The sequence below is a fragment of the Burkholderia sp. BCC1208 genome, assembly GCF_902833095.1.
Lineage (GTDB): Bacteria > Pseudomonadota > Gammaproteobacteria > Burkholderiales > Burkholderiaceae > Burkholderia.
Genome location: NZ_CADFDY010000009.1, coordinates 22405 through 48333, shown reverse-complemented (window position 1 = coordinate 48333; position 25929 = coordinate 22405). Strand labels below are relative to the sequence as shown.

At 67.1% G+C, this 25929-nt stretch carries 25 protein-coding genes and 5 pseudogenes; 16 read left to right on the top strand and 14 right to left on the bottom strand.

The window, feature by feature from the left end; translation table 11 throughout:
* Positions 1–8: 8 nt before the first annotated feature.
* The 8 genes from HWX09_RS21670 to HWX09_RS21635 form a co-directional block, all read right to left on the bottom strand.
* On the bottom strand, positions 9–1274 hold the full coding sequence (locus HWX09_RS21670) for an ATP-grasp domain-containing protein (protein WP_027786210.1): 1266 nt from the start codon (positions 1272–1274) through the stop codon (positions 9–11).
* A gap of 15 nt (positions 1275–1289) precedes the next feature.
* Positions 1290–2645 (bottom strand): SidA/IucD/PvdA family monooxygenase, encoded by a 1356-nt coding sequence (locus HWX09_RS21665; protein ID WP_027786211.1) that lies wholly within the window; start codon positions 2643–2645, stop codon positions 1290–1292.
* Positions 2642–3787, bottom strand: a complete 1146-nt coding sequence (locus tag HWX09_RS21660) for an FAD-binding oxidoreductase (RefSeq protein ID WP_027786212.1) — start codon at positions 3785–3787, stop codon at positions 2642–2644. Before HWX09_RS21660 ends, HWX09_RS21665 begins: the two co-directional genes overlap by 4 nt.
* A complete protein-coding gene (locus HWX09_RS21655) occupies positions 3784–5196 on the bottom strand; it encodes a lysine 2,3-aminomutase (protein ID WP_027786213.1) in 1413 nt (470 codons plus the stop codon). Before HWX09_RS21655 ends, HWX09_RS21660 begins: the two co-directional genes overlap by 4 nt.
* Positions 5197–5370: 174 nt before the next feature.
* Positions 5371–6699: an MFS transporter gene (locus HWX09_RS21650; protein ID WP_027786214.1), complete on the bottom strand. Its 1329-nt coding sequence runs from the start codon at positions 6697–6699 to the stop codon at positions 5371–5373.
* A gap of 64 nt (positions 6700–6763) precedes the next feature.
* Positions 6764–7651 (bottom strand): oxaloacetate decarboxylase, encoded by an 888-nt coding sequence (locus tag HWX09_RS21645; protein ID WP_027786215.1) that lies wholly within the window; start codon positions 7649–7651, stop codon positions 6764–6766.
* Positions 7652–7659: 8 nt separating this feature from the next.
* A complete protein-coding gene (locus HWX09_RS21640; RefSeq protein WP_027786216.1) occupies positions 7660–8550 on the bottom strand; it encodes an amidohydrolase family protein in 891 nt (296 codons plus the stop codon).
* 71 nt (positions 8551–8621) lie between these two features.
* Complete coding sequence (locus tag HWX09_RS21635; RefSeq protein ID WP_227789574.1) at positions 8622–9884, bottom strand: MFS transporter; 1263 nt, start codon at positions 9882–9884, stop codon at positions 8622–8624.
* Between the two features lie 157 nt (positions 9885–10041).
* On the opposite strand from HWX09_RS21635, the gene HWX09_RS21630 reads away from it, so the two are divergent.
* Positions 10042–10938, top strand: a complete 897-nt coding sequence (locus HWX09_RS21630; RefSeq protein ID WP_027786218.1) for a LysR family transcriptional regulator — start codon at positions 10042–10044, stop codon at positions 10936–10938.
* Positions 10939–11190: 252 nt separating this feature from the next.
* On the opposite strand, the gene HWX09_RS21625 is transcribed toward HWX09_RS21630, so the two are convergent.
* From HWX09_RS21625 to HWX09_RS21615, 3 genes and pseudogenes are all read right to left on the bottom strand, one after another.
* Complete coding sequence (locus HWX09_RS21625) at positions 11191–11367, bottom strand: hypothetical protein (RefSeq protein ID WP_155257383.1); 177 nt, start codon at positions 11365–11367, stop codon at positions 11191–11193.
* A gap of 23 nt (positions 11368–11390) precedes the next feature.
* Positions 11391–11593 (bottom strand): annotated as a pseudogene (locus HWX09_RS21620) (carboxymuconolactone decarboxylase family protein); the annotation flags it as partial.
* A gap of 134 nt (positions 11594–11727) precedes the next feature.
* Positions 11728–12346 (bottom strand): annotated as a pseudogene (locus HWX09_RS21615) (sigma factor).
* A gap of 235 nt (positions 12347–12581) precedes the next feature.
* Here HWX09_RS21615 and HWX09_RS21610 point away from each other — a divergent pair.
* The 8 genes and pseudogenes from HWX09_RS21610 to HWX09_RS33980 all read left to right on the top strand — a co-directional run.
* The gene (locus HWX09_RS21610; protein WP_080681410.1) at positions 12582–13154 is read left to right on the top strand and encodes a YbhB/YbcL family Raf kinase inhibitor-like protein; all 573 of its coding nucleotides are present in this window, start codon (positions 12582–12584) and stop codon (positions 13152–13154) included.
* A 165-nt stretch (positions 13155–13319) separates the two neighbouring features.
* The gene (locus HWX09_RS21605) at positions 13320–13505 is read left to right on the top strand and encodes a hypothetical protein (RefSeq protein WP_175888594.1); all 186 of its coding nucleotides are present in this window, start codon (positions 13320–13322) and stop codon (positions 13503–13505) included.
* On the top strand, positions 13448–13708 hold the full coding sequence (locus HWX09_RS33880; protein WP_256980730.1) for an aldehyde dehydrogenase family protein: 261 nt from the start codon (positions 13448–13450) through the stop codon (positions 13706–13708). Before HWX09_RS21605 ends, HWX09_RS33880 begins: the two co-directional genes overlap by 58 nt.
* Entirely contained in the window at positions 13639–13884 is a 246-nt protein-coding gene (locus tag HWX09_RS33875) for an aldehyde dehydrogenase family protein (RefSeq protein WP_267896673.1), read from the top strand. The genes HWX09_RS33880 and HWX09_RS33875 overlap by 70 nt, the downstream gene beginning before the upstream one ends.
* On the top strand, positions 13806–14222 hold the full coding sequence (locus tag HWX09_RS33870; RefSeq protein ID WP_230469155.1) for an aldehyde dehydrogenase family protein: 417 nt from the start codon (positions 13806–13808) through the stop codon (positions 14220–14222). Before HWX09_RS33875 ends, HWX09_RS33870 begins: the two co-directional genes overlap by 79 nt.
* Positions 14150–14365, top strand: a complete 216-nt coding sequence (locus tag HWX09_RS33985) for an aldehyde dehydrogenase family protein (protein ID WP_321575641.1) — start codon at positions 14150–14152, stop codon at positions 14363–14365. The genes HWX09_RS33870 and HWX09_RS33985 overlap by 73 nt, the downstream gene beginning before the upstream one ends.
* 60 nt (positions 14366–14425) lie before the next feature.
* Positions 14426–14594 (top strand): annotated as a pseudogene (locus tag HWX09_RS33655) (transposase); the annotation flags it as partial.
* Positions 14590–14721, top strand: a pseudogene (locus HWX09_RS33980) (hypothetical protein); the annotation flags it as partial. The pseudogenes HWX09_RS33655 and HWX09_RS33980, both read left to right, overlap by 5 nt.
* A gap of 194 nt (positions 14722–14915) precedes the next feature.
* Here the strand turns inward: HWX09_RS33980 and HWX09_RS21590 are convergent.
* Positions 14916–16202 carry an MFS transporter gene (locus tag HWX09_RS21590; protein ID WP_027786221.1) on the bottom strand — a complete coding sequence of 429 codons (1287 nt, stop codon included), beginning with the start codon at positions 16200–16202 and terminating at the stop codon, positions 14916–14918.
* Between the two features lie 85 nt (positions 16203–16287).
* Positions 16288–17433: a mandelate racemase/muconate lactonizing enzyme family protein gene (locus HWX09_RS21585; protein WP_027786222.1), complete on the bottom strand. Its 1146-nt coding sequence runs from the start codon at positions 17431–17433 to the stop codon at positions 16288–16290.
* A 355-nt stretch (positions 17434–17788) separates the two neighbouring features.
* Between HWX09_RS21585 and HWX09_RS33975 the strand changes: the two are divergent.
* Positions 17789–17902 (top strand): annotated as a pseudogene (locus HWX09_RS33975) (gamma carboxymuconolactone decarboxylase); the annotation flags it as partial.
* 69 nt (positions 17903–17971) lie between these two features.
* Here the strand turns inward: HWX09_RS33975 and HWX09_RS21575 are convergent.
* Positions 17972–18934, bottom strand: coding sequence for a D-glycerate dehydrogenase (locus tag HWX09_RS21575; RefSeq protein WP_027786223.1), 963 nt, complete (start codon positions 18932–18934; stop codon positions 17972–17974).
* Positions 18935–19247: 313 nt separating this feature from the next.
* Here HWX09_RS21575 and HWX09_RS21570 point away from each other — a divergent pair, with 313 nt between their 5' ends.
* The 6 genes from HWX09_RS21570 (at position 19248) to HWX09_RS21545 (ending at position 25910) form a co-directional block, all read left to right on the top strand.
* Positions 19248–20006 carry an SDR family oxidoreductase gene (locus HWX09_RS21570; RefSeq protein WP_027786224.1) on the top strand — a complete coding sequence of 253 codons (759 nt, stop codon included), beginning with the start codon at positions 19248–19250 and terminating at the stop codon, positions 20004–20006.
* Between the two features lie 96 nt (positions 20007–20102).
* Positions 20103–21389, top strand: coding sequence for an MFS transporter (locus HWX09_RS21565; RefSeq protein WP_027786225.1), 1287 nt, complete (start codon positions 20103–20105; stop codon positions 21387–21389).
* 57 nt (positions 21390–21446) lie between these two features.
* Positions 21447–21839: a VOC family protein gene (locus tag HWX09_RS21560; protein WP_027786226.1), complete on the top strand. Its 393-nt coding sequence runs from the start codon at positions 21447–21449 to the stop codon at positions 21837–21839.
* Positions 21840–21899: 60 nt separating this feature from the next.
* Complete coding sequence (locus HWX09_RS21555; RefSeq protein WP_027786227.1) at positions 21900–23147, top strand: citrate/2-methylcitrate synthase; 1248 nt, start codon at positions 21900–21902, stop codon at positions 23145–23147.
* 355 nt (positions 23148–23502) lie between these two features.
* A complete protein-coding gene (msrB, locus tag HWX09_RS21550; protein WP_027786228.1) occupies positions 23503–24033 on the top strand; it encodes a peptide-methionine (R)-S-oxide reductase MsrB in 531 nt (176 codons plus the stop codon).
* A gap of 35 nt (positions 24034–24068) precedes the next feature.
* Complete coding sequence (locus HWX09_RS21545) at positions 24069–25910, top strand: cytochrome c biogenesis protein DipZ (protein WP_027786229.1); 1842 nt, start codon at positions 24069–24071, stop codon at positions 25908–25910.
* The last annotated feature ends 19 nt before the right edge of the window (positions 25911–25929 follow it).

The following is a 25929-nucleotide window of genomic DNA, read 5'->3' as shown; positions in this document are numbered from 1 at the left end:
CCTCCGGGTCAGTCCAGTGTGACGGTCACGTCGGCCGCGAGCTCGCGCAGCAGCGCCACGATGTCGCGATCGAGCTCGCACTGCGCGATCAGGTACGCGATCTCGTACGCCTTGAACACGTCCTTCGGCAACGCCATCTGCGCGCCCTTGCCGGCGACGACCTGCAGAAAGCGCAGTTCCGGCCGCCGCCACAGCCGCTCGAAGCCCTCGACGCGGGCGATGCGCCCGAGCCCCGGCGGCATCACGATGCGCTGGCCCGCGCGCGTCGACGCGGTGCCGAGGCGATCGTCGAGCGGGCCGTCGATCGCGCCGCGCGCGAGATCCAGCACGGTGCGGTACGGCGAGAAGCCCGCGACGCTGTACGGGATCAGATGCGAGTTGATGAACTCACCGCCGAGCCGCCCGCCGATCTCGAGAATCTTCGGGCCGTCGCGCGTCACCATCACGTCGGCGTGGAAGCCGCACCAGTCGATGCCGGTCGCCGCGACACCCGCACGCACCATGTCGCGGATCGCCGCCTGCGTGTCGGCCGGCAGCAGCGACGGCGTCACGTTCTCGTACTGGATCGGGATCGACCGGTCGAAGGTCTTGTCGATGATCGCGTTGATCGCCACGCGGCCTTGCGCGACGACGCCGGACACCGAATGCTCGCTGCCCGTCAGCTGTTCCTCGAGCAGCGCGTGATCGCCGTACAGGCTGAACATCTCGCCCTTCTCCGGCGAGTTGTACGCCCGAAACGCACGATAGACCTCGACGGGATCGGCGAGCGCATCGACCGGAAAGATGCCGCGGCTGCCCGAGTTACCGGCCGGCTTGAGCAGCGCGGGCGCGCCGATCCGCTTCAGCGCGGCGGTGAATTCGGCTTCGCTGCTGACCACCGCATAGCGCGGGTTCGCATTCGGCACCGCGTCGAGCACGCGGCGGGTCGCGGCCTTGTCGCGCACGTTGAGCGCTGCATCCGGCGCCGTGCCGCGCAAGCCGAGCCGATGCGACAGCCGGCTCGCGAGCACGACTTCGAGATCCTTCCACGCGACGACGCCGGACAACTCGACGCGATGTTCGTGCAGGTAGTCGAGAATCGTCCGTTCGGCCGCGTCGTAATCGCCGAGGCGCGTCGGGATGATGCCCGCGCAGCCGAACGAGCGGAATGCGTCCGGCGTCGGCGTCGCCACATAGAGGTCGAGACCGAGACTGCGCGCCGCGTCGATTTCGGCGATCCGCTCGCCCGGAAGCGCGCGTGTGTCGAGATACAGCATGGCCGGTGCATGGGTCATGGCGGTGTGCTCCTGTCAGTTCACGAGTTGTTGGGTGGCGGCCTGCGGCGCGTCGCCGTGCGGCCAGTCGACGAATCCCGGCGGCGTGCCGACCTCGTAGATGGACGCGCCCGCGATCGCGTTGGCGATCCGGCCGCTGCGCCACGCGGCAAGGCTCAGGTTCGGGTCGGCGATGCCGCGCGTCGTGCGCGCGGCGTTCTGGAAGAAAATTCGCGCGGCGCTCGGCCGGTTCCAGCGCACCGCGTAGTCGTCGTCAAGTTCCGGTGCCCCGTCGCGCGTGTGCATCTCGAAGCGCAGCGATTCGAGCGCACCGGGCATCTGGAATTCGCTGCCCGTCGCGAGCAGCACGACGTCCGCATGCAGCGGCGCATGCACGCCGGTGCCGTCGTCGACGCTTAGTACGAAACCGCCGTCCGCGCGGTGCAGGTTCGCCATGCTGCGGCCCGGCATCAGCGCGCAATGGCCGGGACGCCCCTCGATGTGCGTGATCTCGTAGAGCCGCTGGTAGATTGCCGTCAGCAGCGGCAACGTGACGCCGTCGCTCGCGAGGCGCTGCGTCTCCAGCGCGTCGCGCTTGCGCTGCGGCGACAGCCGCGAGAAATGTTCGTTGTATTGCGGCACGAACCATTCGTTGACGAACGGCGAGTCGTCCATCGGCAGGAAGTTCTCGCGCCGTGTCAGCCAGGCGATGTGCGCAGGCGCGTCGTCACCCGTCAGGCCGAGCAGATGCAGCGCGAGCTCGGCGCCGCTCTGGCCGCCGCCGACGATCGCGACGCGCCGGCCGGCAAGCGCCGGCCGCACGGTGCAGAACTGCGACGAATGCAGCACGTCGGCGCCCAGGTGCGGCCGCGCGCAGGCAGGCACGGTCGGGCGCAGGCCGACGCCGACCACCAGGTTCGCGGTGCGCACGACGCCGTGCGAGGTCGTGACGCGCAGCGCGCGCCCATCGCGCACGACGCTTTCGACTTCGCAGTCGAACCGCAGGTTGTCGAGCGACGCGCACACCCACCGCATGTACTGTTCGAACTCGCGGCGGCGCACGGTCGGAAAACGCGCGTTCGCGAACGAATACAGTCGTTCGGTGCGTTGCAGGAACGCAATGAACGAGTAGCGGCTGCACGGATCGGCCAGCGTCACGAGATCCTTCAGGAAGCTGGTCGTCAGCGACGAATCCGCGAGCATCAACCCGGGATGCCAGCGGAACTCGGGCCGGCGCTCGACGAACAGCGAACGCAGGCCGTCCAGCGGCGCCAGCAGCGCCGCCAGGCTCAGGTTGAACGGGCCGACGCCGATGCCGAGCACGTCGACTTCTTCGCCGGCGAATGCCCGCGGCTTCGCGCCGTCGAGCGTCTGGAATTCGAAAGTGTTCATCGCGCCTCCCCGACACCGGTGATCGAATCGTGAAAAGCAACGTCGTCGGTGTGGCCGAGCACGCGCGCGGCCAGCGCCGCGCCGCCGTGAACGGCCGTGGCGATCCCGCTGCCGCAATAGCCGCCGCACCAGCCCAGCCGCCCGGCCATGCCGACGTGCGGCACGCCGGACGCGGTGAAGCCGAGCGGCGCGGACCATACGTGCTCGACGTGCGCGTGTTCGAGCGCCGGGAAATACGCGGCCAGCCGCGCGCGCAACGCGGCCTCGACGCCCGCGGGCGGCACGTCGGCCGACAGGCCGAGCCGGCTGCCGAACAGCAGCCGGCCGCGCTCGTCGAGCCGGAAATAGTCCTTGTCGGCGGACACCGTGCCGTACACGCGCGGCTGCCGCGAAATACGGCGCTGCGTCGCGTCGTCGAGGATGCGGGTCGCCAGCAGGTGCGTGCCGTAGCGCTCGAGCGGCGGGCGCACGTCGGCCGGCAGCAGCGACCATGCGTCCTCCGCGCACACCAGCACGGCGCCGGCGTCGACCGTCGCGTCACCGAGATCGAGCACGGCCGCACCGGACGCGAGCTCCACGGCATGCACGCGCGCGCCGCGCCGGATCCGCACGCCGAGCGTCGCGGCCCGTACCCGCATCGCATCGCGGAGCACGCGCGGCCGGATCAGCGCGAAGCGCAGGTTCAGCAGCCCGCCGATCGCGTGCGCCGCGCCGGTTTCCTGCGTGACCGCCTGCGCGTCGAGCCACGCGACGCACGCATCCGGCTGCGCCGCGTAATACGCGAACCGGTGCGCCAGTTGCACCGCCGACGCGTCGTCGCACGCGAGCGTGATGTGGCCGGGATACGTCCAGCCGCATGCGAGGTTGCGGCTGTCGACGAAGCGCTTCAGGTAGACGATGGCCTGCGCCGCCGTGCGCTCGGCGGCCTGCGCGTGCGCGGCCGAAACCGGGCCGCGCGGCAGCGCCGGCGCGACGCTCGCGACCGAGCCGAAGTTGAATGCGCTCGGCACGTCGCCCGGCGGATCAGCGTCGCAAACGTCGACCGTCGCGCCCTGCTCCGCCAGGTGGATCGCGGCGGACAGCCCCGTGTAGCCGCCGCCGACGATCGCGACATCGGCGGTTCGTGTTCCGGGCGTCCTCATGCGTGCTCCAGTTGGCGTTGACGAGCGTCGACGAATGCACGGTACGGCGCGTCGAAGAAGAACGCGGGCTCGCCATCCGGCGGTTCGAGCTGGTCGAGCCAGCAGGCCGTCGCCGAATACTTCGCGAGAAACGGCCGGCGCAGCCAGCGCGGATCGCGCGCCTGCAGGAAATTCAACAGGAAGTAGCGCTGCTCCTGCAGCTCGAGCGTGCCCGCGACCTCGACCTTGCCGGGGCCTGCGCTCATCGACGGGCCGCGCGCGCTGCGCGCGAGCCCCGACACCGACGCGATCGCGGTGTTGTAGATATCGAGCGCCCGCGCGAGCGGCAGCTCGAAATAGCCGCGCGGCCCCGTATCGCGCTCGACGAACATGTAGTACGGCACGATGCCGAGCCGCACCTGCCCGACCCAGTTGCGCCGCCAGACTTCCGCGTCGTCGTTGATGTGGCGCAGCACCGGCCCCTGCGAGCGGATCACGACGCCGATGCGGCGCAGGTTCGTCACGGCCTGCTCGGCGATCTCCGTCGACAGTTCGCGCCAGTGGTTCAGGTGCGCCATGACCGTCACGTTGCGCCCGGCATCGATCAGCGTACGCAGCAGCGCGAGCAGCTCGGGCGTATCCGGATCGCTGACGAAACGGTACGGCCAGTAGGTCAGCGCCTTCGTGCCGATCCGGATGTTGCCGACGTGCTCGAGCCCGGGCTCCAGCAGCGGCATCAGGTACTCGCGCAGGCGCGCCGCGCTCATCACCATCGGATCGCCGCCCGTCATCAGCAGGTCGGTCACTTCGCCGTGCGCGCGCAGGTACGCGTGCAGCCGCGCGGCTTCGCTCGACGCGAATTTCAGCGACGCATCGCCCACGAATTGCGGCCAGCGGAAGCAGAACGTGCAGTACGCATGGCAGGTTTGCCCGTGGCTCGGGAAGTACAGCACCGTCTGCGCGTACTTGTGCTGGATGCCCGGGCACGGCTCGCCGTCGAGCTCCGGCTCGTTGAGCCGCTGGTCCGCCGGATGCGGGTTCATCCGGGCGCGCAGGCGCCCGATCAGCGCGTCCAGGTCGGCACCGCGCGCCGCGTCGCGCGACAGCATGGCCAGCTCGCCGAGATCGTCGGGTGCAAGCATGTCGGGCTGCGGAAACGTCAGCCGGAACAGCGGATCGTCCGGGACGTTGGTCCAGTCGATCAGTTGCTCGACGACATAACGGTTGACCTTGAACGGCAGCACGCGCGCGACCAGTCCGATCTGCTCGCGCATTCGCGGCGGCAACCTCGCGAGCTGCGGGAGGTCGTCCAGCTTCGACCGGTTGTACGCCTTGAACACGGGATGCACCGGGATCGGCGGACGTGGCGGCGCGCCGCCCGGTACGCCGTCGTGCGTGGATATCCGTTGGCCCTCGGATAGTTGGATCATTGACTCGACTCCATTCTTTTAGATGTACTAATGTAGGTCGTGTGTCTCGTCTGCTCGCCGCCGGCGGCCAGGCAGCCCGCCGGCGTTCTGCAGATACTAGAAGCAATCGCCGCGGCGAAGCATTACGCCGGTGTTATTTATCCATAAGCGTTTCGCATGCGGCTTCGCACCAATTCAACGCGGTGCGGCGGCGCCCACCGCCGGCCGCGCCGCCGGCGCGCGCGGTGCCGGACGGGTTTCCGGCATCCGCCAGTACACGATCAGCGAAATCGCCGCGCACGCCGCCACGTACCAGAAGAACATCGTCTCGTTGCCGCCCGCCTTCAGCCGCAGCGCGACGAACTCCGTCGTGCCGCCGAGGATCGCCGTCGTCAGCGCATAAGGCAGCCCGACCGCCAGCGCGCGGATTTGCGGCGGGAATAGCTCGGCCTTGACCAGCATGTGTACCGACGTGAAGCCGCTCAGCACGACGAGCCCCGCGAACACCAGCGCGAACGCGGCAAGCGGCTCGTGCACATGCCCGAGCGTCGTGAAGATCGGCACGGACAGCAGCGTGCCGCCGAGCCCGAACCACAGCAGCACCGGCCGGCGCCCGACGCGATCCGATACGAGGCCGAACAGCGGCTGCAGCGGCATGTACAGCAACAGCGCGAGCGTGCAGATCCAGGTCGCCGTTTCCTTATGCAGGCCGACCGAGTTGACCAGGTACTTCTGCATATAGACGGTGTACGTATAGAACGCGACGGTGCCGCCGATCGTGATGCCGATCGCGAGCAGCAGTTCGCGCCAGTGCGCCGCGAGATCGGCCGTCACGCGCGTCTTCGCCGCGCGCGCCCGGCTTGCGACGAATGCATCGCTCTCGACGACGTTGCGGCGCATGTACAGCGCGAACAATGCGAGCACGCCGCCGACGAAGAACGGAATCCGCCAGGCCCAGCGCTCGATGTCGTGCGTGCCGGCGAAGATCCGCTGCATCGCCAGCATCAGGCCGAGCGCGACGAGCTGGCCCGCGACCACGCTCACCTGCAGGAAGCCGACGTAGAAGCCGCGCCGGTTCGGCGGTGCGATCTCGCTCAGGTAGGTCGCGCTGGTGCCGTACTCGCCGCCCATGCTGAGGCCCTGCAATAGCCGCGCGGCGACGAGCAGCGCCGGCGCGAGCATGCCGATCGTCGCGTAGCCGGGCGTGACGGCGATCAGCATCGAGCCCGCGCACATCGCGAGCACCGATTTCGTCAGCGCGGCCTTGCGCCCGTGCCGGTCCGCGTACAGGCCGACGAGCCAGCTTCCCGCCGGCCGCGCGACGTAGCCGACCGCCGCGATCGCCGCGGTATTCATCAGTTGCACGGTCGGCCGGTCGGCGGGAAAGAACGACGGCGCGAAATAGATCGAGAAGATGCTGTATGCGAGGAAGTCGTACCACTCGATCAGGTTGCCGGCGAGCCCGCCGACGATCGAGCCGATGCGCGGCGGCGCGTCGGCCGCCCCGGTTGGGGAAGTTGTCACGGTTGTCTCCTGTTCGTTCTGTTTCGGGCGGCCGGCAGGCGAGCGCCCGTGCCGCATGCCGGCCTTACGGCTGCTCGCCCGCGTAGCGTGCGTCGAGCGCGTCGAAGCGCGCCTTGTCGACGAGCCGCTGCCGTTCCGCGAACGGCGCGACGAGCGCGGGGTTTTCGTCGAGCCGGCCCGTGTCGCGCAATTCGGTCAGCGCGGCCTGCATCCCATGCACCGCGCCCTGCAACGCCGCGTTCGCGTACAGCACGACGCCGTAACCGAGGCGCGCCAGTTCGTCGCGCGAGCGGGTCGGCGTCTTGCCGCCGATCACGATGTTGATGAGTTGCGGCGTATCGAACAGCGCGGGCAGTCGTTCGACGTCCTCCGGCGTGTCCATCGCCTCGATGAACAGCACGTCGGCGCCCGCTTGCGCATAGCGGTGCGCGCGCTCGATCGCGTCGTCGATGCCGTGCACGGCGGCCGCATCGGTGCGTGCGACGATCAGCAGGTTCGGATCGACGCGCGCGTCGACGGCCGCCTTCAGCTTGCCGACCATTTCCGCGGCCGGAATCACTTCCTTGCCCGCGAAGTGGCCGCATTTCTTCGGCAGCACCTGATCCTCGAGCTGGATCGCATCGGCGCCGCTGCGCTCGAGGGTGCGCACCGTATGCAGCACGTTCAGCGCGTTGCCGAAACCGGTATCGGCATCGACCATCAGCGGCAGATCGACGGCGTCGCGCACGCGCGCGGTGTGCTCGGCCAGTTCGCCGAGCCCGACGAAGCCGAGATCCGGCAAGCCGAGCGACATGTTGGTGACGCCGGCGCCGCTCAGGTACAGCGCGCCGAAGCCCAGATCGGCGGCGACCCGCGCGCTAAGCGCATTGAACGTGCCGGCGACGAGCAGCCCCTGGCGGGCGGCGATGCTGCGCCGGAAAGCGGCGCGACGAAGGGCGGTGGAATCGGTCATGCGAGGCCTCATTGGTCGAAACGAAACAGGGTGCGCGGCGAGTCGCGCAGCACGCGCGCGCGTTCGCCGGCATCGGGCAGCCAGCGTTCGAGCGCCGCGCAGGTCGCGCCGAAATCGACACGTTCGCGATGCTGCGTATGCGGCCAGTCGCTGCCCCACACGAGCCGCTCCGGCGTGAACGCGCCGCGCAGCGCCAGCGCCGCGCCGAGCGCGGTGTCGGTGCCGTCGCCGGTCAGGCTGTTCCGGTACGCGGCCGACAGCTTCACCCACACGCGGCCGGTATCGGCGAGCGACAGCAGGTGACGGAAGCCGGGATCGCGTTCGCCGAGCGCCGGCGACGGGCGGCCGAAATGGTCAATCACGAGCGTGCACGCCTGCCCGAGCAGGCTCGCGGCTATCGCATGCAGGTCGGCCGCGTCGCGATGAATCTCGACGTGCCAACCGAGCGCGTTGATGCGTGCGAACAGCGCGCGCCACACCCGCGTCCCGAAATCCGGAATCGGCAGGCCGACCAGATTGAGCCGCATGCCCACGACGCCCGCGCGGTCCAGCGCGGCGAGCGCGTCGTCGTCGAGCACCGGATCGACCACCGCGACGCCGCGAAAGCGGCTCGGGTAGCGCCGCAGCACGTCGACGAAGAACGTATTGTCGGTGCCGAGAAAGCTCGGCTGCACCAGCACCGCGTGCGTGATGTCGTGCGCGGCGAGATGCGCGACGTACGCGTCGAGCGACGCATCGTAGTCGGGCGCATGGCGCACGACCGGCGCGAGCGGCAGGCCGCGGGCAAACACGTGCGCATGGGCGTCGACCGCCGCGACGGCCGTCGATGACGCGTACCACGCGGCCGTATCCGGCGCCGCTGAAACCGGTTCGACCGGCGGATTGACTGCTCGATCCATGACGACTTGCCTGCAAGAGGTGCCCGGCCCGGCAGCGGGCGACAGGCGACGGAATGAACGAAGGACGAAAACTACAGCGATGCGCCGGCGCGGGTGTCGCCGTCCGCGCCCGGACCGGCAGCCGCGTCGGGCAGACGGCGCCCGCGCGTTTCCGGCAGGAACCACACCGCGATCACGACGAGCCCGTACGCGATGCCCGCATCGATGCCGAGCGCCGTGCCGAGCGGCAGCGATTCGCCCATCCGCCCGACCAGCACCGGAAAGCCCGCCGACACGATACGGCCGAAGTTGTAGCAGAACCCGACGCCGCGGCCGCGCACGTTTTGCGGATACAGTTCGTTGAACAGCGTGCCGAGCGTCGCCGGAATGCCGGCCGAGCACAGGCCGAGCGGAAACCCGAGCAGCAGCATCGCGACGTCGTTCAGCGGCAGGAACACGTACAGGTTCACCATCACCGCGCAACACGCGGCGAACAGCATCACGTTGCGACGCCGGCCGATCCGGTCCTGCAAATACGCGCTCAGGAAACAGCCGCAGATGAACGCGACGATCACGACCGCGAGATACGCGCCGGTGCCGAGCACCGACAGGTGCCGCTCGGTCTTCAGGTAGGTCGGCAGCCAGATCGTGATCGCGTGATAGCCGCCGTGCGCGCCGACGCCGATCAGGCCGCCGACCACCGTCGTGCGCAGCACCGAGCGGTCGAAGATGCCCACCGTCGGCGCATCGTCTACGTTCGCGGGCGCAGGCGTCGCGCGCGGCGGCTCCGGAATCGCGCGGCGGATATACAGCACCAGCAGCGCGGGCAGCGCGCCGATCGCGAACAGCACGCGCCACGCCCATTCGGGCGGTAGCCACGCGAACACGATCATGTACAGCAGCACCGCCGCGCCCCAGCCGAATCCCCACGCGCTCTGCACGACGCCCATCGCCTTGCCGCGATGGCGCGCGCCGACCGTCTCCGCGAGCAGCACCGCGCCGGCGGTCCATTCGCCGCCGAAGCCGAGCCCTTGCAACGCCTTCAGCACCAGCAACTGCTCGAAGTTCTGCGCGAATGCGCTCAGGAACGTGAAGGCGGAGAACCAGCACACGGTGATCTGCAGCGCCCGCACGCGCCCGTAGCGATCCGCGATCACGCCGGCCAGCAGGCCGCCGAGCGCGCCCGACACGAGGGTCGCGCCGCCGATCAGCCCGGCCTGCCCCTTGCCGATGCTCCAGGTCGCGAGCAGCGCCGGGATCACCAGGCTGAACATCTGCGTGTCGAGGCCATCGAGCGCCCAGCCGGCAAAACAGCCGCGCAACGTGCGCCGTTCGGTCGTCGAGAGTTCGCGCATCCAGGTCAACGGAGGTCTCCTCGTGTCGTCGCCGTGCGCCGCCTGATCGCGCCGCTATCGGAGGCGCGGCCGGGTTCGACGACGCCCGATGTGCATCCTATGAATCATTTGGATAATTCGCTACTATGTTTCGGATAATTATTCATAACACACGCTTATGGAAATCAGGCACGTCCGCTACTTTCTCGCGATCGCGGATTCCGGCAGCTTTACGCGCGCCGCCAGCGAACTCGGCATTGCGCAGCCGGCGCTCAGCCAGGCGCTGAACCGGATGGAAAATGAGTTGGGGGTCCGGCTGTTCGAGCGGTCGCGGCGCGGCGCGACGCTCACGCCGGCCGGGCTCGCGATGGTCGACGACCTGCGCCTGAGCGTCGCGCGGCTCGACGCGGCCGCGCATCGGGCGGGCGAAATCGGTGCGCAGCGCGCTGGGCGTCTGACCATCGGCTTCGTCAGCGCCGCGTTGTTCGACACGCTGCCGCGCGCTATACGTGCGCTGCGCGAAAGCACGCCCGACGTCGAACTCGTGATGCGCGAAATGAGCAATGCCGAGCAGGCGATCGCGCTGGAGCGCGGCGAGATAGACATCGGGCTGCTGCATACGCCGGTCGCGGTGAACGGCCGGATGCGCGAGCAGATGATCCGGCGCGATCCGCTCGTCGCGGTGCTGCCGAAGGCGTTCCCACGCCAGCCAGACGGCACGGTGACGCTGGCCGATCTGGCCGCGGCCGGCCTCGTGTGGTTTCCGCACGATCAATTGCCGCTGATCCGCGCGGGCATCCTCAGTGCGTTCCGCCAGGCCGGGCATCCGGTCGACATCGTGCTCGACGTGAACCGCACGCTGACCGTCGTCGCATGCGTCGCCGCCGGCTGCGGCGTGTCGCTGCTGCCGACGTCGATCCACGCGTTCGCGTTCGACGGGGTCGCATACAGCCCGATTCGCGACGGCGCCGCGCTGCCGAATTTCGAGCTGAGCGCTATCTGGCCCGCACGGTCGCGCCCGACGCTCGCCGACCGTTTCGCCGCGCTACTACCGACGGCGGACCGCCATCCGTGAACAAACCTCTTCGCTGACGGTGTTGAAGCAAACACGAGAAAATAACGAATAAATCCCCCGCTGTTGGAGAGGGGATTTCACCGCAGCCTGTCCTGCCGTATCGCGAGGCTAGCTCAATTCGCTTGCGGACGTCGCCGAACGAGGTCAACCAGCAACGGACCTAATTGCTCCATGATCTGATCAAGGTACCGCTCTCGCGCGTCTGAATCAGCCACAGGAATCTGAACAACTTGCTCAACCTGAAGGTAGACCTCACGCAAAAACAGTTTGCCAATCAGGGGGCGCCAAGATCAACCCCTCCATTACCATTTGATACGCGTCGAGACGACACATCAGCCTGACCACCTCCTCAGAAACCGTTTCCAGTCTGTCGCTCAACAAAATCACAAGACGCCGGAGATCTGCAATGCCATCCGCATTCTGATTCATTGGGCTTTCCTTTTGCTGGGAGGGCGCAGCTCGCGCTCGCCGTGGATGCGCGCTTCCTTCACGTGCATGTCGACGTAGAACGCGCAGCCGTTGATCTGGGACGCCCGGAGCGACACGAGATCGCGGATCGATTCCTCGATCGCGCTGCTACGCAGCTGGTGCTGAGTTCGAGGAATTTCCGGAACAGCTCGGGCGACTGTTGAATGTAGTTGATACGCGGCGCCATGACGTCGCGCGAAATCATCTTAGGAGTGTGCGCCGGTGCGCGGTAGCCACGCACAGGGACGCATCGTGTTGCGTGCGCTGCACCAATCCGCGCTCGACCGCGGCCGCGGCCGGCGCCGGCGTGCGCTGCGCGGGTCAGCCGGCCGCGCAGGCAGTTGCGATTCGGGCGAGCTTGTCGGGGTTGCGCTGCACGAGAATCCGGCCGATGCGCGTACCGTCGGTCTCGAACGACATCGCCGCTTCGAGTTGTCCGCCGATGAAGCGCAGCATCGCCCACTGGCCGTTCAGCACGACCGGCCGCATCTCGACACCGCTGCCGCAGCGCAACCACGTCGCATAGAACAGTTGAGCGATCCGCCGGCCGCCGACCATCGGTTTCGGGAAGCTCTGGATATGACCGCCGCCGTCGCCGATCAGTCGTTCGAGCAACAGCAGGTACGCAACCGACACGTCGTTCGCGCGCTCCGTCATTTCCTCGGGCGTCGCGGGCGATTCGCCGAGCTCCGGTTCGGGCAGCCAGATACCCGCATAGTGCTCGCGCCGGAGCTTCGCCGCGCGCAGGCGATCGATCGACGTCCGCGTCGTGATCGCGACGAGCCACGCCTCGGCATTCTCGATGCTGTCGCGCGCCGCGTCGTGCCAGCGCAGCCATACGTCCTGCACGATGTCCTCGGCATCCGCGACGAAACATCTGGTACGCAATCTTCTGTAAGCGGTGGCGCGGCGCGTCGAAGATCAGCGTGTCGTTATTCATATCCGATCGGACTAAGCGTGGACTGTGTGCGGCAGATGCTGGATTGAGGACGTCTCTGTTTTCCCGCTGTCTTCCGATTGTTGTTGTCGTGACAACACGGTGAGTGCACTTCCCGCTCTACTCATCCTCTCGACCATGACCCAAAATCCGCTTCCACGATAGTCGCATATCCGATACATCCAGCGTCGCCCTGTTTATACGAGACGGCGCACTGAACTCTTTGATGAGGCGCCCCATGGAAATCTTGACTCTTCTTCGAAAAGGCATCGGCACTACGCTTCTTGCAGTCATGCCGGCGATCGCTTGTTCTGAGACGTTTTCGGTCAAGGTTGACGGCCTCGGCCGTGATGGACGATTCGCGACCGGCCAGGTTTACAACGGATTCGGATGTCGTGGCGAAAACGTTTCTCCTCACATCTCGTGGTCCCACGTTCCGTCCAGGACGAAAAGCATCGTCGTGACTATGTTCGATCCTGATGCGCCGACGCGCGGGCTTGGATGGACACACTGGTCGGTCGTCAATATCCCGCCATCGGTGTCTTCGATCGAGATGGGCGCTTCGGGGAACGCGAGACTGATGCCGGCGGGTGCGTTGGAAACGCTGACGGATTTCGGTGAGTCGAAGTACGGCGGACCTTGTCCGCCTCAAGGGGAATCTCATCGGTATGTCGTCACGGTATTCGCGCTTTCCGTTCCGGAAATCGACGCAAAGCCGACGTCAGGTCCAGCGCTCGTCGCCTATCAACTGCATGGAAATACCCTCGCAGAGGCTCGATTTGTGGCGAAATACTACAGACCATCGAGATGAGCCTCGAGTGTTGAAACGCACGTCGTTCTATACGCAGGTTCCTGCCCACTGCACGCCCAATTCTCACCGCACCGCCGAGCAGACCGGGCGGATGCTGCTGCACGTCTCTGCGCAACGTAGGGTGGTCGTGCTGCCCGACTGGCTAGCTATCGAAGAGATGCGGCAATGCCAATCCGCACGGTGCGCCTCGGCCAGGACGGCATCCATAAAAGCAGCCACCTCGGCGTGCGGCACGGTGGGGAGGACACGGCCTATCTCGCCCGATTTCCGGAACTGTCGCGGCAGGATGCACCGTGGTCATCAAACCGTCCGAGGAAGCGCCGCTCGCCGTTTCTGCGCTTGCTTCATTGATCGAGGAGGCGGGCTTCCCCAATGGCGTGGTCAACATCGTCAACGGCGGCGGACCCAGCGTGGGGCGTGCTCTGGTCAATCACGCGGACGTCGATAAAATAAGCTTCACCGTAGCACGGCGGTTGGAAAAACCATCGCGGCGGATGTCGCGGGCAACTTCAAGAAGCTTACGCTCGAGCTGGGCGGCAAAGCACCTCAGATAGTGCTTCCCGATGCCGACCTGGAATCGGCCGTGCAAGGTGTGGCGATGGGTCTTTTCATCAACCAGGGCAGACATGCGCGGCCGGCTCTCGCGTGCTCGTGCATCGTTCACTCGCCGATCAATTTGCGCAAAAGCTCGCCGCAGCAGCAAAATCCGTTTCCATCGGTGATCCGCTGACTGAAGGTGCGTCCATGGGTGCGCTCATCAACGCAGGGCACAGGCGCCGGGTACTTGATTACGTTCGCATCGGACAGGAAGAAGGCGCGCGTCTCATCGCAGGCGATGAACCGCTACCTGAGCGTGGCTACTTCGTGCGGCCTACCATCTTCGTCGATGTCAGAAACGACATGCGGATTGCCCAGGAGGAGATCTTCGGCCCCGTCGGGATGATCATACCCTTCGACTCTATCGACGAAGCCGTACAGATTGCCAATGACTCGGAATTTGCGTTGTCCACGACGATCTGGACGCGAGATCTGACGAATGCACATCGTATCGCGGCGCGCGTAACGTAGGATCGGTTGCGATCAATGGCTGGAGTCCGCTGGATGCGCGGCTGCCATGGGGAGGATTCAAGAATAGCGGCTCAGGGCACGATCTCTCGAAGACTTCGCTGCTTGCCTTTCTCCGCAAGAAGGTTGTCACTACAGTGCTTTGATGGATTCCCATCCCGGCGCGCTGTGTTGGTATGTTAAAAAAGCTTGGCGCGCCGCGGTTACGCCAAGCCACGCTCCTGCGTCGCTTCGGCGGCGATATCTCATCGAACACGTCGGCCGCCAGCCGTGGTCGCGGTGCGACCCGCCACGCAACCGGTGATTAATCTGATGTACGACGCGCTGCTCGAATCGAACCTGATCTACGGCGACGAGACAACGTTCCACGTACTATAACGAGGTTCGTCCCCACTCTGCATTGCAGTGGATGACGCCCGTCGAATTCGCCCGTCAGGCAAGGGAGTCCACCTCGCGTGACAACTCAACCAAGCCGGGAATCTCTACTTCCGACCGCGACTAATTCTGGTTCAGGGTCAAATCGGGGAGGCTGGTCGGTTTAACTTGATGCCGACTCAGCGGTGGCTGTTCCAAGTTGCCGATGGCAGTTTGTCTCGGCTTCGGCGGGCTGGGTATAGCTGAGCGGGTTTCATCAACCGACGATGATTAAATCAGGTCACACCCACTCCCGCGTTGCTAGTTCAACGGATTACTTCGTCAGGCAGCCCCACGCATCTGCACAACGGCCCGCGCGCGCACCGTGAACGTCAGAATCAGTGCACCGGCCAGCGCCGATGCCCCCGCGAGCACGAACGCGCTCGCATACCCACCGCCATACTGAACGAGCCAACCGGTCACGCTCGGCGAGAGGATGCCCGCAAGATTTGCAAGCAGGTGAACGAACCCGCCCGCCGAGCCGACACGTTCGCGCGGCACGATTTCCTGCAGCAGCGACCAGCAAGCCTGCGGCGCCATGAACGCGAACAGGCTCGCGATCGCGATCAGCGTGACGGCCGCGCCGAGCGAGCTCACGCGCGACGCTAGCAGCACGCAGGCCGCCGCGACCGCGAGCCCGACGACGATCACGATCTTGCGCGCGAACAGCACGTCGCCGGTGCGGCGGTAGATGCGATCCGACACGGTGCCGCCGGCCACGAATCCGATGGTCGCGCCGAGCCACGGCAGGATCCCGACGACGCTCATCTGCTTGATGTTCAGATGCTGGTAGTCGGTCAGGTAGCTCGGCAGCCATGACAGGAAAAAATACAGCACGTAGTTGAAGCTGAAGAACGCGAGTGCGACGCCGAGCACCGGCCGCGACAACAGATCGCGCCGCAGCGGACGCGCGGCGCGATCGTCCGCATGCGCATCCGGTGCGACGTCGATCGTCCGGTCGGATGCGATCTCGCGCGCCTCTTCCGGCGACACGCGCGGGTGGCTCGCCGGATCGTCGCGGAACAACGCCCACCACGCGGCGAGCCACACGAAGCCGAGCGCAGCGATCACGACGAACGACACGCGCCAGCCGAACTGCAGCGCGACCAGACCGACGATCGGCGCCGCGATCGCCGCGCCGAGCGGCTGCCCCGCGTTGGTCCAGCCGACCGCGCGCCCCGCTTCGCGGCGCGGGAACCAGTTCGAGATCGCCTTGTTGGTGGTCGTCCCCATCGGCCCTTCGCCGATCCCGAACGCGACGCGCACGATCAGGAGGTGTGCGAACGATCCGGCCAGCGCGGTCGCCCCGCAGAACAGCGACCACACGCCGGCCGCGCACGCGAACACGCGACGCGGCCCGAACCGGTCAGCGGCCCAGCCGCCGACGAAGCAGAACACGCAGTAGCCGATAAAGAAGCTGCTGAATAGAATACCCATCTGCGCGTCGTCAATGCCGAGTTCGCGCTTGATGATCGGCGCGACGACGGACAGCGCCGCGCGATCGAGATAGTTCAGCATGCCGGCGCCGAACAGCAGCGCGCCGATCCACCAGCGGTAACGCGTTTTCATGTTGTCTCCTGTCGAGCCGGGAACGTGCCTGCGCATCCGCCCGGCTTCCTGATTTCCGTTTGCGCCGAGCGCACCGTTCCTGCGTTCAACCGATCGTCGCGTGCGCAATCGTGTTGCGTGCCAGCACCGCTTCGTCCGGCACGAAGCCAAGCCCGGGCACATCGGGCAAGCGCAGCCGCGCGCCGGGCCGCTGCGCGTCATGCAGGCGCTCGGGCCAGTCGAGATAGGGAATTTCGAGCGCGACATCGTCCGGTAGCGTCGCGACCACGTGCGCGGTCGCCAGCAGCCCCGCTCCGTAATAGAAACAGTGCGGCACGACCCGCACGCCGTGCTCCGCCGCGAGCGCGATCACTTCCGCGATGCCGGTCGGTCCACCGATCTTCGCGATGCTTGGCTGCGCGACGTCGATCGCGCCGTGTTCGAACAGGTCGCGAAAGCCCGCGACGCCCGACGCGTTCTCGCCCGCCGCGATCGGCACGCCGGCACCACGCACACGCGCGATGCCGTCCGCGTCGTCGCACGGCCACACCGGTTCCTCGATCCAGCCAAGCCGCAGGTCGGCAAGTTCGCTCACGTGCCGCAGCGCGTCGTTCGCCGTCCACGGGCAGTTCACGTCGACCATCAGCTCACTGCCGGCCGGCAACGCCGCACGCGCGGCCGCGATGGCCGCATGTTGCGTCTCGTGCAGCTTGATGCGCCGGAACTGTTCGTCCGACGCACGCCGCACGTGGCGCGCGACTTCGTCGGGGTCGTTATCGTAGCTGACCAGGCTCGCATACACGTCGATCTCGTCGCGATGACCGCCGAGCCAGCGATACAGCGGCACGCTGGCCGCCTGCGCGGCGAGGTCGTGCAGCGCCGTGTCGATCGCGGACAATGCATACAGCACCGGTCCGGTGCGCCCGAACGCATGCAGCGCGCGATCGGCCGCGAAACGCAACGCGGCGATCCCGTGCCGCGTCGGCTCGAATTCGGCGCCCTTGAACCAGCGGCCGACCGGGCCTTCGAGCGCGGCGAACGTGACGGGATTGATCAGATGACCGAATGCTTCACCCCAACCCACCCGCCCTGCGTCATCGGTAAGCCTGACCAGCAGCGACTCCATTCGGCGCAGCGAGCGGTCTGCGGCGTTATACGTGTCCGCAGCGGCCGGTTCAACTGCGGCAACGGGACGGCGGCCCGCGTCGAATGCAAGCGAGAGACGAATGACTTCGATGGCGACGATTTTCACGAATGTATTCCCGGTGCGGCGAGTCGGGGCAAACTATGCGGCCGACGGCCGAAAGTGCGATTTGACGGACGACCGCGCTCGTGCGAGATCGTTCATTGGGCGGCGTCGGCCCCTAATTGATCAGTCATCGTATAACTAAAGCCATCTTCTCGCAAGCCATCTCTTGACACATCCATATATTCTCAGGGATCGCGCACGGTCGTAAGATGTGACATCTTATGACCAGTGGCGAGAGGAAAATGGCACCTGATGTTTCGCAAAACTAAGAGCGGCGGCATGGTCTGGCGCATCAGGCGAGACTAAGGCGGAAGCTCTATCGCTATTCGACATTAGGGCGTCCGTCACCACTCCGCTGGACGAAATGAAAGCAACGCTGCTGCATGCGACCGCTTATTCGGGTATTCCGCATCGTCTCAGCGCGTTCAAGGCCGCGCATGAGGTGCTGGTGGCGCAGGGGGTGCTGAAGTAACGACGCGGTTGGAGCCGGGGTTCCGTCATCGGACACCCCGGCATGAGCGAGCGCTCTCGCCCGCCGTCATCACAGCGCGTTCGGCGCCCCCTTCCCGTCAAGCACCGCCGCGACGTTGTCGAGCGCGGTAAACCCCATCTGGTCGCGCGTCTCGATGGTCGCGCTCGCCATGTGCGGCGACAGAAACACATTGTCGAGCGCGGCAAAGCGCGGATCGATGTTGGGTTCGTTCCGGTAAACGTCGAGCCCCGCGGCGAACAGCCGATACGACGTCAACGCATCGTAAAGCGCATCCTCGTCGACGAGACTGCCGCGTGCCGCATTCACGAATACCGCACCGCCGCGCAGCAAGCCGAATTCGCGGCGGGTCATCAACGGCGTGCCGCCGCCGGGCACGTGCAGCGTGAGGATGTCGCACTGCGGGAGCAGCGTGTCGAGATCCGCGCAATAGCGTGCACCGGCCTCGATCTCGGGCGGTGCGGGACGCCGATCGGTATAGACGATCTTCATCCCGAAGCCGCGCGCGCGCTGCGCGACCGCCCGGCCGATCCGCCCGAAACCGACGATTCCGAGCGTCTTGCCGTTCACGCGCGTGCCGAGCATGTCGGTCATGCCGAACGACTTTCCCCACCCCGCGCGCACGATACGCTCGTACTCCGATGCACGCCGGCACGCGGCCAGCACCAGCAGCATCGTGAAATCGGCCGTGCAGTCGGTCAGCGCATCGGGGGCGTTGCTGACCGCGATTCCGCGTGCGCGTGCGGCGGCGACATCCATGTGGTCGTACCCGGCGCTCGCGTTCGCGATGATCTTCACGCTCGGCGGCAATGCCGCGATGTGCTCGGCCTGCAGCCCCGATTTCTTGCCGATCAGCACCGCCGGCGTCTCGTAGCGATTGCAGAACTCGACGACGGACGGCGCGTCCATGTCGGCGTCCGTTACATACGCGTTGAATTCGGATTCTGCGCGTGCGGCGACTGCGGCGGGAACGCGTCGCGCAACCAACAGGCGGGTGCGATTGTTGTCAGGCATGGTCTCGTCCTTGGGTCGGAAAACGGAACACAGCCTACGAAGTGCAGTCGGCGCGGGTCAATATTGATTGGTTCGATCAACATGTCCGCGCGGCATTGAGCGACCGGATGATCGACCGATTCCGATCATGTCCTATGCCATGCGCGATGCCGTGCCGGCGCGCGAACGGCGCAGCCGCGAACTCAGGAAAACCCTGACGCCAGCCCGTCTGGACGGGGCGGTTGATATTGATTGAAAGAATCAAGATTGCTGCGAAGTCGTCGCCGCGCAATGCTTTTTGCATGTTCAACGGACTGAAGATGAGATCGTGAAAATGCAGGCAGAGAAAAAAATCGCGGCAGTGACGGGCGCCGGCACCGGAATCGGGCAGGCAGCGGCGGTTGCGCTGGCGCGAGCAGGCTTCACCGTCGCGCTGCTCGGCAGGCGTATCGATCCGCTGCTCGCGACGCAGGAGATCGTCGAGCGGGCCGGCGGCGTGGCCGCGGCCATTCCGACCGACGTTTCCGACGAGGCATCGGTCGATGCGAGCTTCACGCGGATTGCGCATGACTTCGGTCGCCTCGACGTGCTGTTCAACAACGCGGGCCGCAACGCAGGCGCCGTTCCGCTCGACGATTATTCGCTTGAGTTCTGGAACGACGTGGTCGCCACCAACCTGACGGGCGTGTTCCTGTGCGCCCGCGCCGCGTGGCGCCAGATGAAGCGCCAGACGCCGCAAGGCGGCCGCATCATCAACAACGGTTCGATTTCCGCGCACACGCCGCGCCCGAACACGATCGCGTACACGGCCACGAAGCACGCGGTCCTCGGCATCACGCGTTCGCTCGCGCTCGACGGGCGGCGATTCAACATCGCGTGCGGTCAGATCGACATTGGCAACGCCGCCACGTCGCTGACCGAGCGGATGAACAACGGCGTGCTGCAGGCCGACGGCCGCATCGCGCCCGAGCCGCGCGTCGACGTCACGCACGTCGCGAACGCGATCGTGCAGATGGCGAGCCTGCCGCTCGAAGCGAACATTCTGAACATGACGATCATGGCGAGCGCGATGCCGTTCGTCGGGCGCGGCTGACCGGGCGAGCGCCGGCGTGCAGCACCACCGCACGCCGGCCGTGCAATCAGGAGACAGGAGACGACATTGAAAACCGCAGAAGAGCAGGTTTCGGTCATGCGCGAGTTCGACGCGCACGCAGGCATCGCAACACGATCGCGAGTGCGCTACGGCGTGCTGTCGATGCTGCTGGTGGCCACCATCCTCAACTACGTCGACCGCTCGGCGCTCGGCATCGTCGCGCCCGCGCTGTCGAAGGACCTCGCGCTCACCCGCGTGCAGATGGGGGAGCTGTTCGCTGTGTTCGGCCTCGCGTACTCGATCGCGCTGCTGCCGGCAGGCGTGCTCGCCGATATGCTGGGCTCGCGCGTCGCGTATGCGCTGTCGCTCGTCGGCTGGTCGCTGGCGACGCTCACGCAAGGGCTCGCGCACGGCTATCACATGCTGCTCGGTTCGCGGCTGGCGATGGGCGCGCTCGAAGCGCCCGCGTTTCCGTCGAACGCGCGCGCGGTGACGATGTGGTTCCCGGTCCAGGAGCGCGGCTTCGCGACGAGCGTGTACGTGATGGGTCAGTACATCGGCACGCCGCTCTTCACCGGGCTGCTGCTGTGGATCTCATCCGCGTTCGGCTGGCGTACCGTGTTCTTCGCAACCGGCGCGTTCGGCATTCTGTTCAGCGTCGTCTGGTACCGGCTCTATCGCGATCCGTCGCGCCATCCACGCGTCAGCGCCGCCGAGCTGCAGTACATCACCGAAGGGCAGCCGGTAGTGACGGCGCGCGACCGTTTCGACTGGCGCATGGCGCTGCGCCTGCTGGGCTATCGGCAGATCCTCGCGATCTGTCTCGGCAAATTCTGCAACAACACGCTGCTGGTGTTCTTCACGACCTGGTTCATGACCTACCTGGTCGAGGAACGGCACATGTCGATGATCAAGGTCGGTTTCTTCCAGGCGATGCCGTTCATCGGCGCTACGCTCGGGATCCTGATCGCGGGCTATCTGTCCGATCTCTGCATCCGGCGCGGCGTATCGATGTCGTCGTCGCGCAAGGCGCCGCTCGTGATCGGCACCTTCCTCGGCGCATCGATCGTGCTCGTCAACTTCGTGCAGTCGAACGCGCTGGTGATCGCGATACTGACCGTCGCGTTCTTCGCACAGGGAATCGGCTCGATGTCGTGGGCGGCCGTGTCCGAGATCGCGCCGAAACGCTATGTCGGACTCACCAGCAGCATCACGAGCCTTGCCGCAAACATCGCGGCCGTCACCACGCCGCTGATGATCGGCTACGTGACGCAGCACACCGGAAACTTTTTCTGGGCGCTGAACCTGATGGGTGCGATTTGCCTCGTCGGCACGCTGTCGTACTCGGTGCTGCTCGGCAAGCTGTCGCGTATCGGGCTCTGACCCCGTCCGCCCCTTTACCCGCCATCCCGGCCACTCCTACACGTACCGAGCACGATCATGATCGAATTCAAATGGGATCACCTTCAACTCTGCTCGGCTGATGCCGAGGCCACCGCCGCGTGGTTTGCGCGCTGTCTGAACGCCGAAATCGTGCGGCGCCCCGGCCGCATCGACCTGCGGATCGGGGCGATCGACCTCTTCATCACGGCGCTGCCGGACGCGCGTCCGGGGATCGTGCCGGACGGCGCGCGCATGCAAGGGATCGACCACTTCGGCGTGCTCGTCGAGGATCTGGATGCGGCTTACGCGCATCTCGTCGACAACGGCGCCGAGATCGTCCAGCCCGTCACGCGGATCCGCGCCGGTGTACGTGGCTGTTTCGTGCGCGCGCCCGGCGACATCCTCGTCGAGGTGCTCGAGCGGCGCCCGGCCGAGATGACATTGAACTGAACCCGGTCTATAGTCGGCGCAAGCGGCCGCGCACCGGCCGCATCCTCATCACGACTCCCCATGCAGAACTGGATCACCCTGACGGAAGCGGCGCGGCGGCTCGGCGTGCGGGCGCAGACCGTCTATGCGTACGCGAGCCGCGGCAGCATTGCCGTGATGCAGGATCCCGACGATCCGCGCAAGAGCCTGTATCGCGCCGAGGACGTGGTCGCGCTTTGCCGCAAGAAACAGGTCGGCCGCAAGCGAGCGGCGCTCGCGGCCAGCACGATCTTCGGTGCCGAGCCGTGCATCTACAGCGGCATCACCACGTTCTCGAAGGGCCGCGCATGGTATCGCGGCCGCGACAGCATTGAACTCGCGGATACCGCGACGCTCGAGGAAACGGCTGCGCTGCTCTGGCAGGCCGCCGCGCCGGTGTGGTTCGACGCGCCGGTGATCGTGCTGCCGCCAGGCGAGCGCGACCGGCAATGTGCGTTCACGATGCTCGCGACGCTGGCCGCGTTTGGCCATTCGACGCTCGGCCGGCTCGACAGCGCGCTGCACATCGAGGCCGGGCAGCTCGTCGCGATCGTGTCGCGCGCGTTCGGCGCGCACGACGATGCCGGCGCAAGCCCGCTTCACACCCATCAGCGGCTCGCGGCCGGATGGGGCCTCGACAGCCATGGCGCAGACCTGTTGCGCCGCGCGATGGTGCTGGTCGCCGATCACGAGATCACGAGTTCGGCATTCGCAGCGCGCATCACCGCATCGACCGGCGCGTCGCTGGCAGGCTGCCTGCTGACGGGGCTCGCGACGTTGTCGGGGCCGCTGCACGGCGACGCGTCGGGACGCGTGCGTGCGGTGTTCGACGACGTGCAACGATTGGGTGCCGAGCGCGTCGTCGATCATCACCTGAAGTCCGCGATCCCGATTCCCGGTTTCGGCCATCATCTTTACCCCGACGGCGATCCGCGCGCGGCCGCGCTGCTTGCGCGGCTCGATCCGCCGGCGGAACTCGCGCACTTCGTCGACAAGGTCACGACGCTCACCGGCCAGCGGCCGACCATCGATGTCGCGCTGGCGATGCTGTCGGTGCAGCTTCAGTTGCCGCGCGATGCGGCGTTCGGGCTGTTCTCGATCGCGCGCAGCGTCGGACTGCTCGCACACTGCATCGAGCAGCTGCGCGTCGGCAAGGTGATCCGGCCGCGCAGCCGCTATACGGGGCCGACGCTCGACGATCGGCATCTGCGGCCCGCCGCTGACGACGACGGCAAACAGACGAAAGCCGGCGTGATCAACAAGAACCGCCTGTTCAAGGTGGCGGAGTAACCTGCCGGACAACCGTAAGCCGATTAAAATTATGCCTGACCGTCAATGCACCCATGATCGCCCTCCACCGATATCGTGATCCGATCGGCGCGCGCATCCTAAGCAGAGCCTACTCCAGACCACGAACACTAAAAAGACACTAAAAAGTTGTGGCTCGTGCAGGATTTCAGAGGAAGTGGGCGGACCATCAACTCCCCGCAAACCCTTGCCAGACCTGGATCGGACGGATTTCAGCGGCCCTGGCCGGAACGCCGAGTAAATAATCACGATTCATTTAACTTTCCGTGAGGACTTCGACACCGGCCGCCGCCTACGATGGGCGCATGTTTTCAGGACCTGCTTCCAGGAGCCCATCATGCCCACCCGCAGACACCTGCTGTTCGCCGGCGCCACCGGCCTCGCCGCGCTCGCGGCGCTGTCGTCCGCCGGCCGCCGCGCGCTGGTCGGCCGTGCGTTCGCCGCGCCGCCGGCTGGCGCACCCAAAGCCGCTCCTTTCGAGATCACGCTCAGCGACGCCGAATGGCATCGCCGGCTCACGCCCGCCCAATACACGGTCCTGCGCGAAGCCGGCACCGAACGGCCGTTCAGCAGCCCGCTGAACGACGAGCACCGGCACGGCACGTTCGCGTGCGCCGGCTGCAACCTCGCGCTGTTCTCGTCGGCCACCAAGTTCGACAGTCATACGGGCTGGCCGAGCTTCTGGAAGCCGCTCGACCACGCGGTCGGCACCGACACCGACGCGTCGTTCGGGATGGTCCGCACCGAAGTGCACTGCCGCCGCTGCGGCGGCCATCTCGGCCACGTGTTCGACGACGGCCCGGCGCCCACCGGCCTGCGCTACTGCATGAACGGCCTCGCGCTCGCCTTCCACCCGTCCGCCGCCTGACCCGGCCCCACTCCCGTCCGACTGGAGAACGCACCATGCTGCTCATCGTCCTTGCCTATCTCGGCGGCGTGCTCACGATCCTGAGCCCGTGCATCCTGCCCGTGCTGCCGTTCGTGTTCGCGCGCGCCGACCAGCCGTTCGTGCGCAGCGGCCTGCCGCTGCTCGCCGGCATGGCGCTCACGTTCGCCGTCGTCGCGACGCTCGCCGCCGTCGGCGGCGGCTGGGTCGCGCAGGCCAACCAGGCCGGCCGCTGGCTCGCGATCGTGCTGCTCGCGGTGTTCGGCCTGACGCTGCTGATGCCGCGCTTCGCGGAACATCTGACGCGCCCGCTCGTCGCCGCCGGCAACCGGCTCACCGGGTTCGCGCAACGCGACGGCCGCCCGGCCGGCCCGGCGTCGTCGCTGCTGCTCGGCGTCGCGACGGGCCTGCTGTGGGCGCCGTGCGCGGGCCCGATCCTCGGCCTCGTGCTGACCGGCGCCGCGCTGCGCGGCGCGAGCGTCGGCACGACGCTGCTGCTCGTCGCGTATGCGGCCGGAGCGGCAACGTCGCTCGGCGTCGCGCTCGTGATCGGCGGCAAGGTATTCGCCGCGATGAAGCGCTCGCTCGGCGCCGGCGAATGGATCAAGCGCGGGATCGGCGCGGCGCTCCTGGCCGGCGTCGGCGCGATCGCGCTCGGCCTCGACACGGGCGCCCTCGCGCAACTGTCGACCGTCACCACGGGCGGGCTCGAAACGAAGCTGGTCGACCGCCTCGGCGGGCGCTCGAACCGCGCGCCGGCGGCAACGGCCGCGACCGGTGCCACCGACAACGCGACGGGCGGCGCGATGACCGTCGCCGCGGCCGACGGCGCGCAGGCAGGCGGCGCGATGATGCGTGCGGCCGGCGCCCCCGCGGCCGCGCTGCCGGTCGAAGGCACGCTGCCGTCGCTCGACGGCGCGGTGCAGTGGCTGAACTCGCCGCCGCTGACGGCGGCCGGGCTGCGCGGCAAGGTCGTGCTGGTCGATTTCTGGACGTATTCGTGCATCAACTGCCTGCGCACGCTGCCGTACACGAATGCCTGGGCACGCAAGTACGCGCCGTACGGACTCGTCGTGATCGGCGTGCACGCGCCGGAGTTCGCGTTCGAGCGCGACATCGGCAACGTGAAGAAGGCCGTGCACGACCTCGGCATCGACTACCCGGTCGCGATCGACAACGGCTATTCGATCTGGCGCGCGTTCAACAACGAATACTGGCCCGCGCACTACTTCATCGACGCGCAAGGGCGGATCCGTCATCACCACTTCGGCGAAGGCGAATACGCACAATCGGAACGCGCGATCCAGTCGCTGCTCGCCGAAGCCGGCCATCCGGACGCGCTGAACGTGCCGCTCGGGCTCGCCGGTGCGCCCGCGAAGGGTGCGCTCGCGGCCGCCGACAGCGCGGACGTCCGTTCGCCCGAAACCTATGTCGGCTATGCGCGCGCGGAAAGCTTCGCGTCGCCGGGCGGCGTCGTGCGCGATGCAGCACACCGCTACGACGTGCCGGCCCAGCCGGATCTCAACGGCTGGGGCCTCGCGGGCACGTGGAACGTCGGCGCCGAACGCGCGTCGCTCGCCGCACCGGATGGCCGGATCGTGTACCGCTTCCATGCGCGCGACCTGCATCTCGTGCTCGGCCCCGGCACGAACGGCGGCCCCGTGCGCTTTCGCGTGACGCTCGACGGCGCGGCGCCCGGCGCCGCGCATGGCGCCGACGTCGACGCGCAGGGCTACGGCACCGTCACCGGCCAGCGCCTGTACCAGCTCGTCCGGCAGCCCGGCGCGATCGCCGATCGCACGTTCGCGATCGAATTCCTCGATCCGGGTGTCGATGCGTACGCATTCACTTTCGGTTGATCGCGCGCGCCGCCGCCAT

Coding starts and splice junctions, on each gene's coding strand:
- HWX09_RS21555 (WP_027786227.1), top strand. CDS start 21,900: ATGCAGAACTGGATCACCCTGACGGAAGCGGCGCGGCGGCTCGGCGTG.
- HWX09_RS21630 (WP_027786218.1), top strand. CDS start 10,042: ATGGAAATCAGGCACGTCCGCTACTTTCTCGCGATCGCGGATTCCGGC.
- HWX09_RS21575 (WP_027786223.1), bottom strand. CDS start 18,934: ATGCCTGACAACAATCGCACCCGCCTGTTGGTTGCGCGACGCGTTCCC.
- HWX09_RS21655 (WP_027786213.1), bottom strand. CDS start 5,196: ATGATCCAACTATCCGAGGGCCAACGGATATCCACGCACGACGGCGTA.
- HWX09_RS21660 (WP_027786212.1), bottom strand. CDS start 3,787: ATGAGGACGCCCGGAACACGAACCGCCGATGTCGCGATCGTCGGCGGC.
- HWX09_RS21640 (WP_027786216.1), bottom strand. CDS start 8,550: ATGGATCGAGCAGTCAATCCGCCGGTCGAACCGGTTTCAGCGGCGCCG.
- HWX09_RS21645 (WP_027786215.1), bottom strand. CDS start 7,651: ATGACCGATTCCACCGCCCTTCGTCGCGCCGCTTTCCGGCGCAGCATC.
- HWX09_RS21610 (WP_080681410.1), top strand. CDS start 12,582: ATGGAAATCTTGACTCTTCTTCGAAAAGGCATCGGCACTACGCTTCTT.
- HWX09_RS21635 (WP_227789574.1), bottom strand. CDS start 9,884: ATGCGCGAACTCTCGACGACCGAACGGCGCACGTTGCGCGGCTGTTTT.
- HWX09_RS21570 (WP_027786224.1), top strand. CDS start 19,248: ATGCAGGCAGAGAAAAAAATCGCGGCAGTGACGGGCGCCGGCACCGGA.
- HWX09_RS21560 (WP_027786226.1), top strand. CDS start 21,447: ATGATCGAATTCAAATGGGATCACCTTCAACTCTGCTCGGCTGATGCC.
- HWX09_RS21625 (WP_155257383.1), bottom strand. CDS start 11,367: ATGAATCAGAATGCGGATGGCATTGCAGATCTCCGGCGTCTTGTGATT.
- HWX09_RS21670 (WP_027786210.1), bottom strand. CDS start 1,274: ATGACCCATGCACCGGCCATGCTGTATCTCGACACACGCGCGCTTCCG.
- msrB (WP_027786228.1), top strand. CDS start 23,503: ATGCCCACCCGCAGACACCTGCTGTTCGCCGGCGCCACCGGCCTCGCC.
- HWX09_RS21545 (WP_027786229.1), top strand. CDS start 24,069: ATGCTGCTCATCGTCCTTGCCTATCTCGGCGGCGTGCTCACGATCCTG.
- HWX09_RS21565 (WP_027786225.1), top strand. CDS start 20,103: ATGCGCGAGTTCGACGCGCACGCAGGCATCGCAACACGATCGCGAGTG.
- HWX09_RS21605 (WP_175888594.1), top strand. CDS start 13,320: ATGCCAATCCGCACGGTGCGCCTCGGCCAGGACGGCATCCATAAAAGC.
- HWX09_RS21665 (WP_027786211.1), bottom strand. CDS start 2,645: ATGAACACTTTCGAATTCCAGACGCTCGACGGCGCGAAGCCGCGGGCA.
- HWX09_RS21590 (WP_027786221.1), bottom strand. CDS start 16,202: ATGAAAACGCGTTACCGCTGGTGGATCGGCGCGCTGCTGTTCGGCGCC.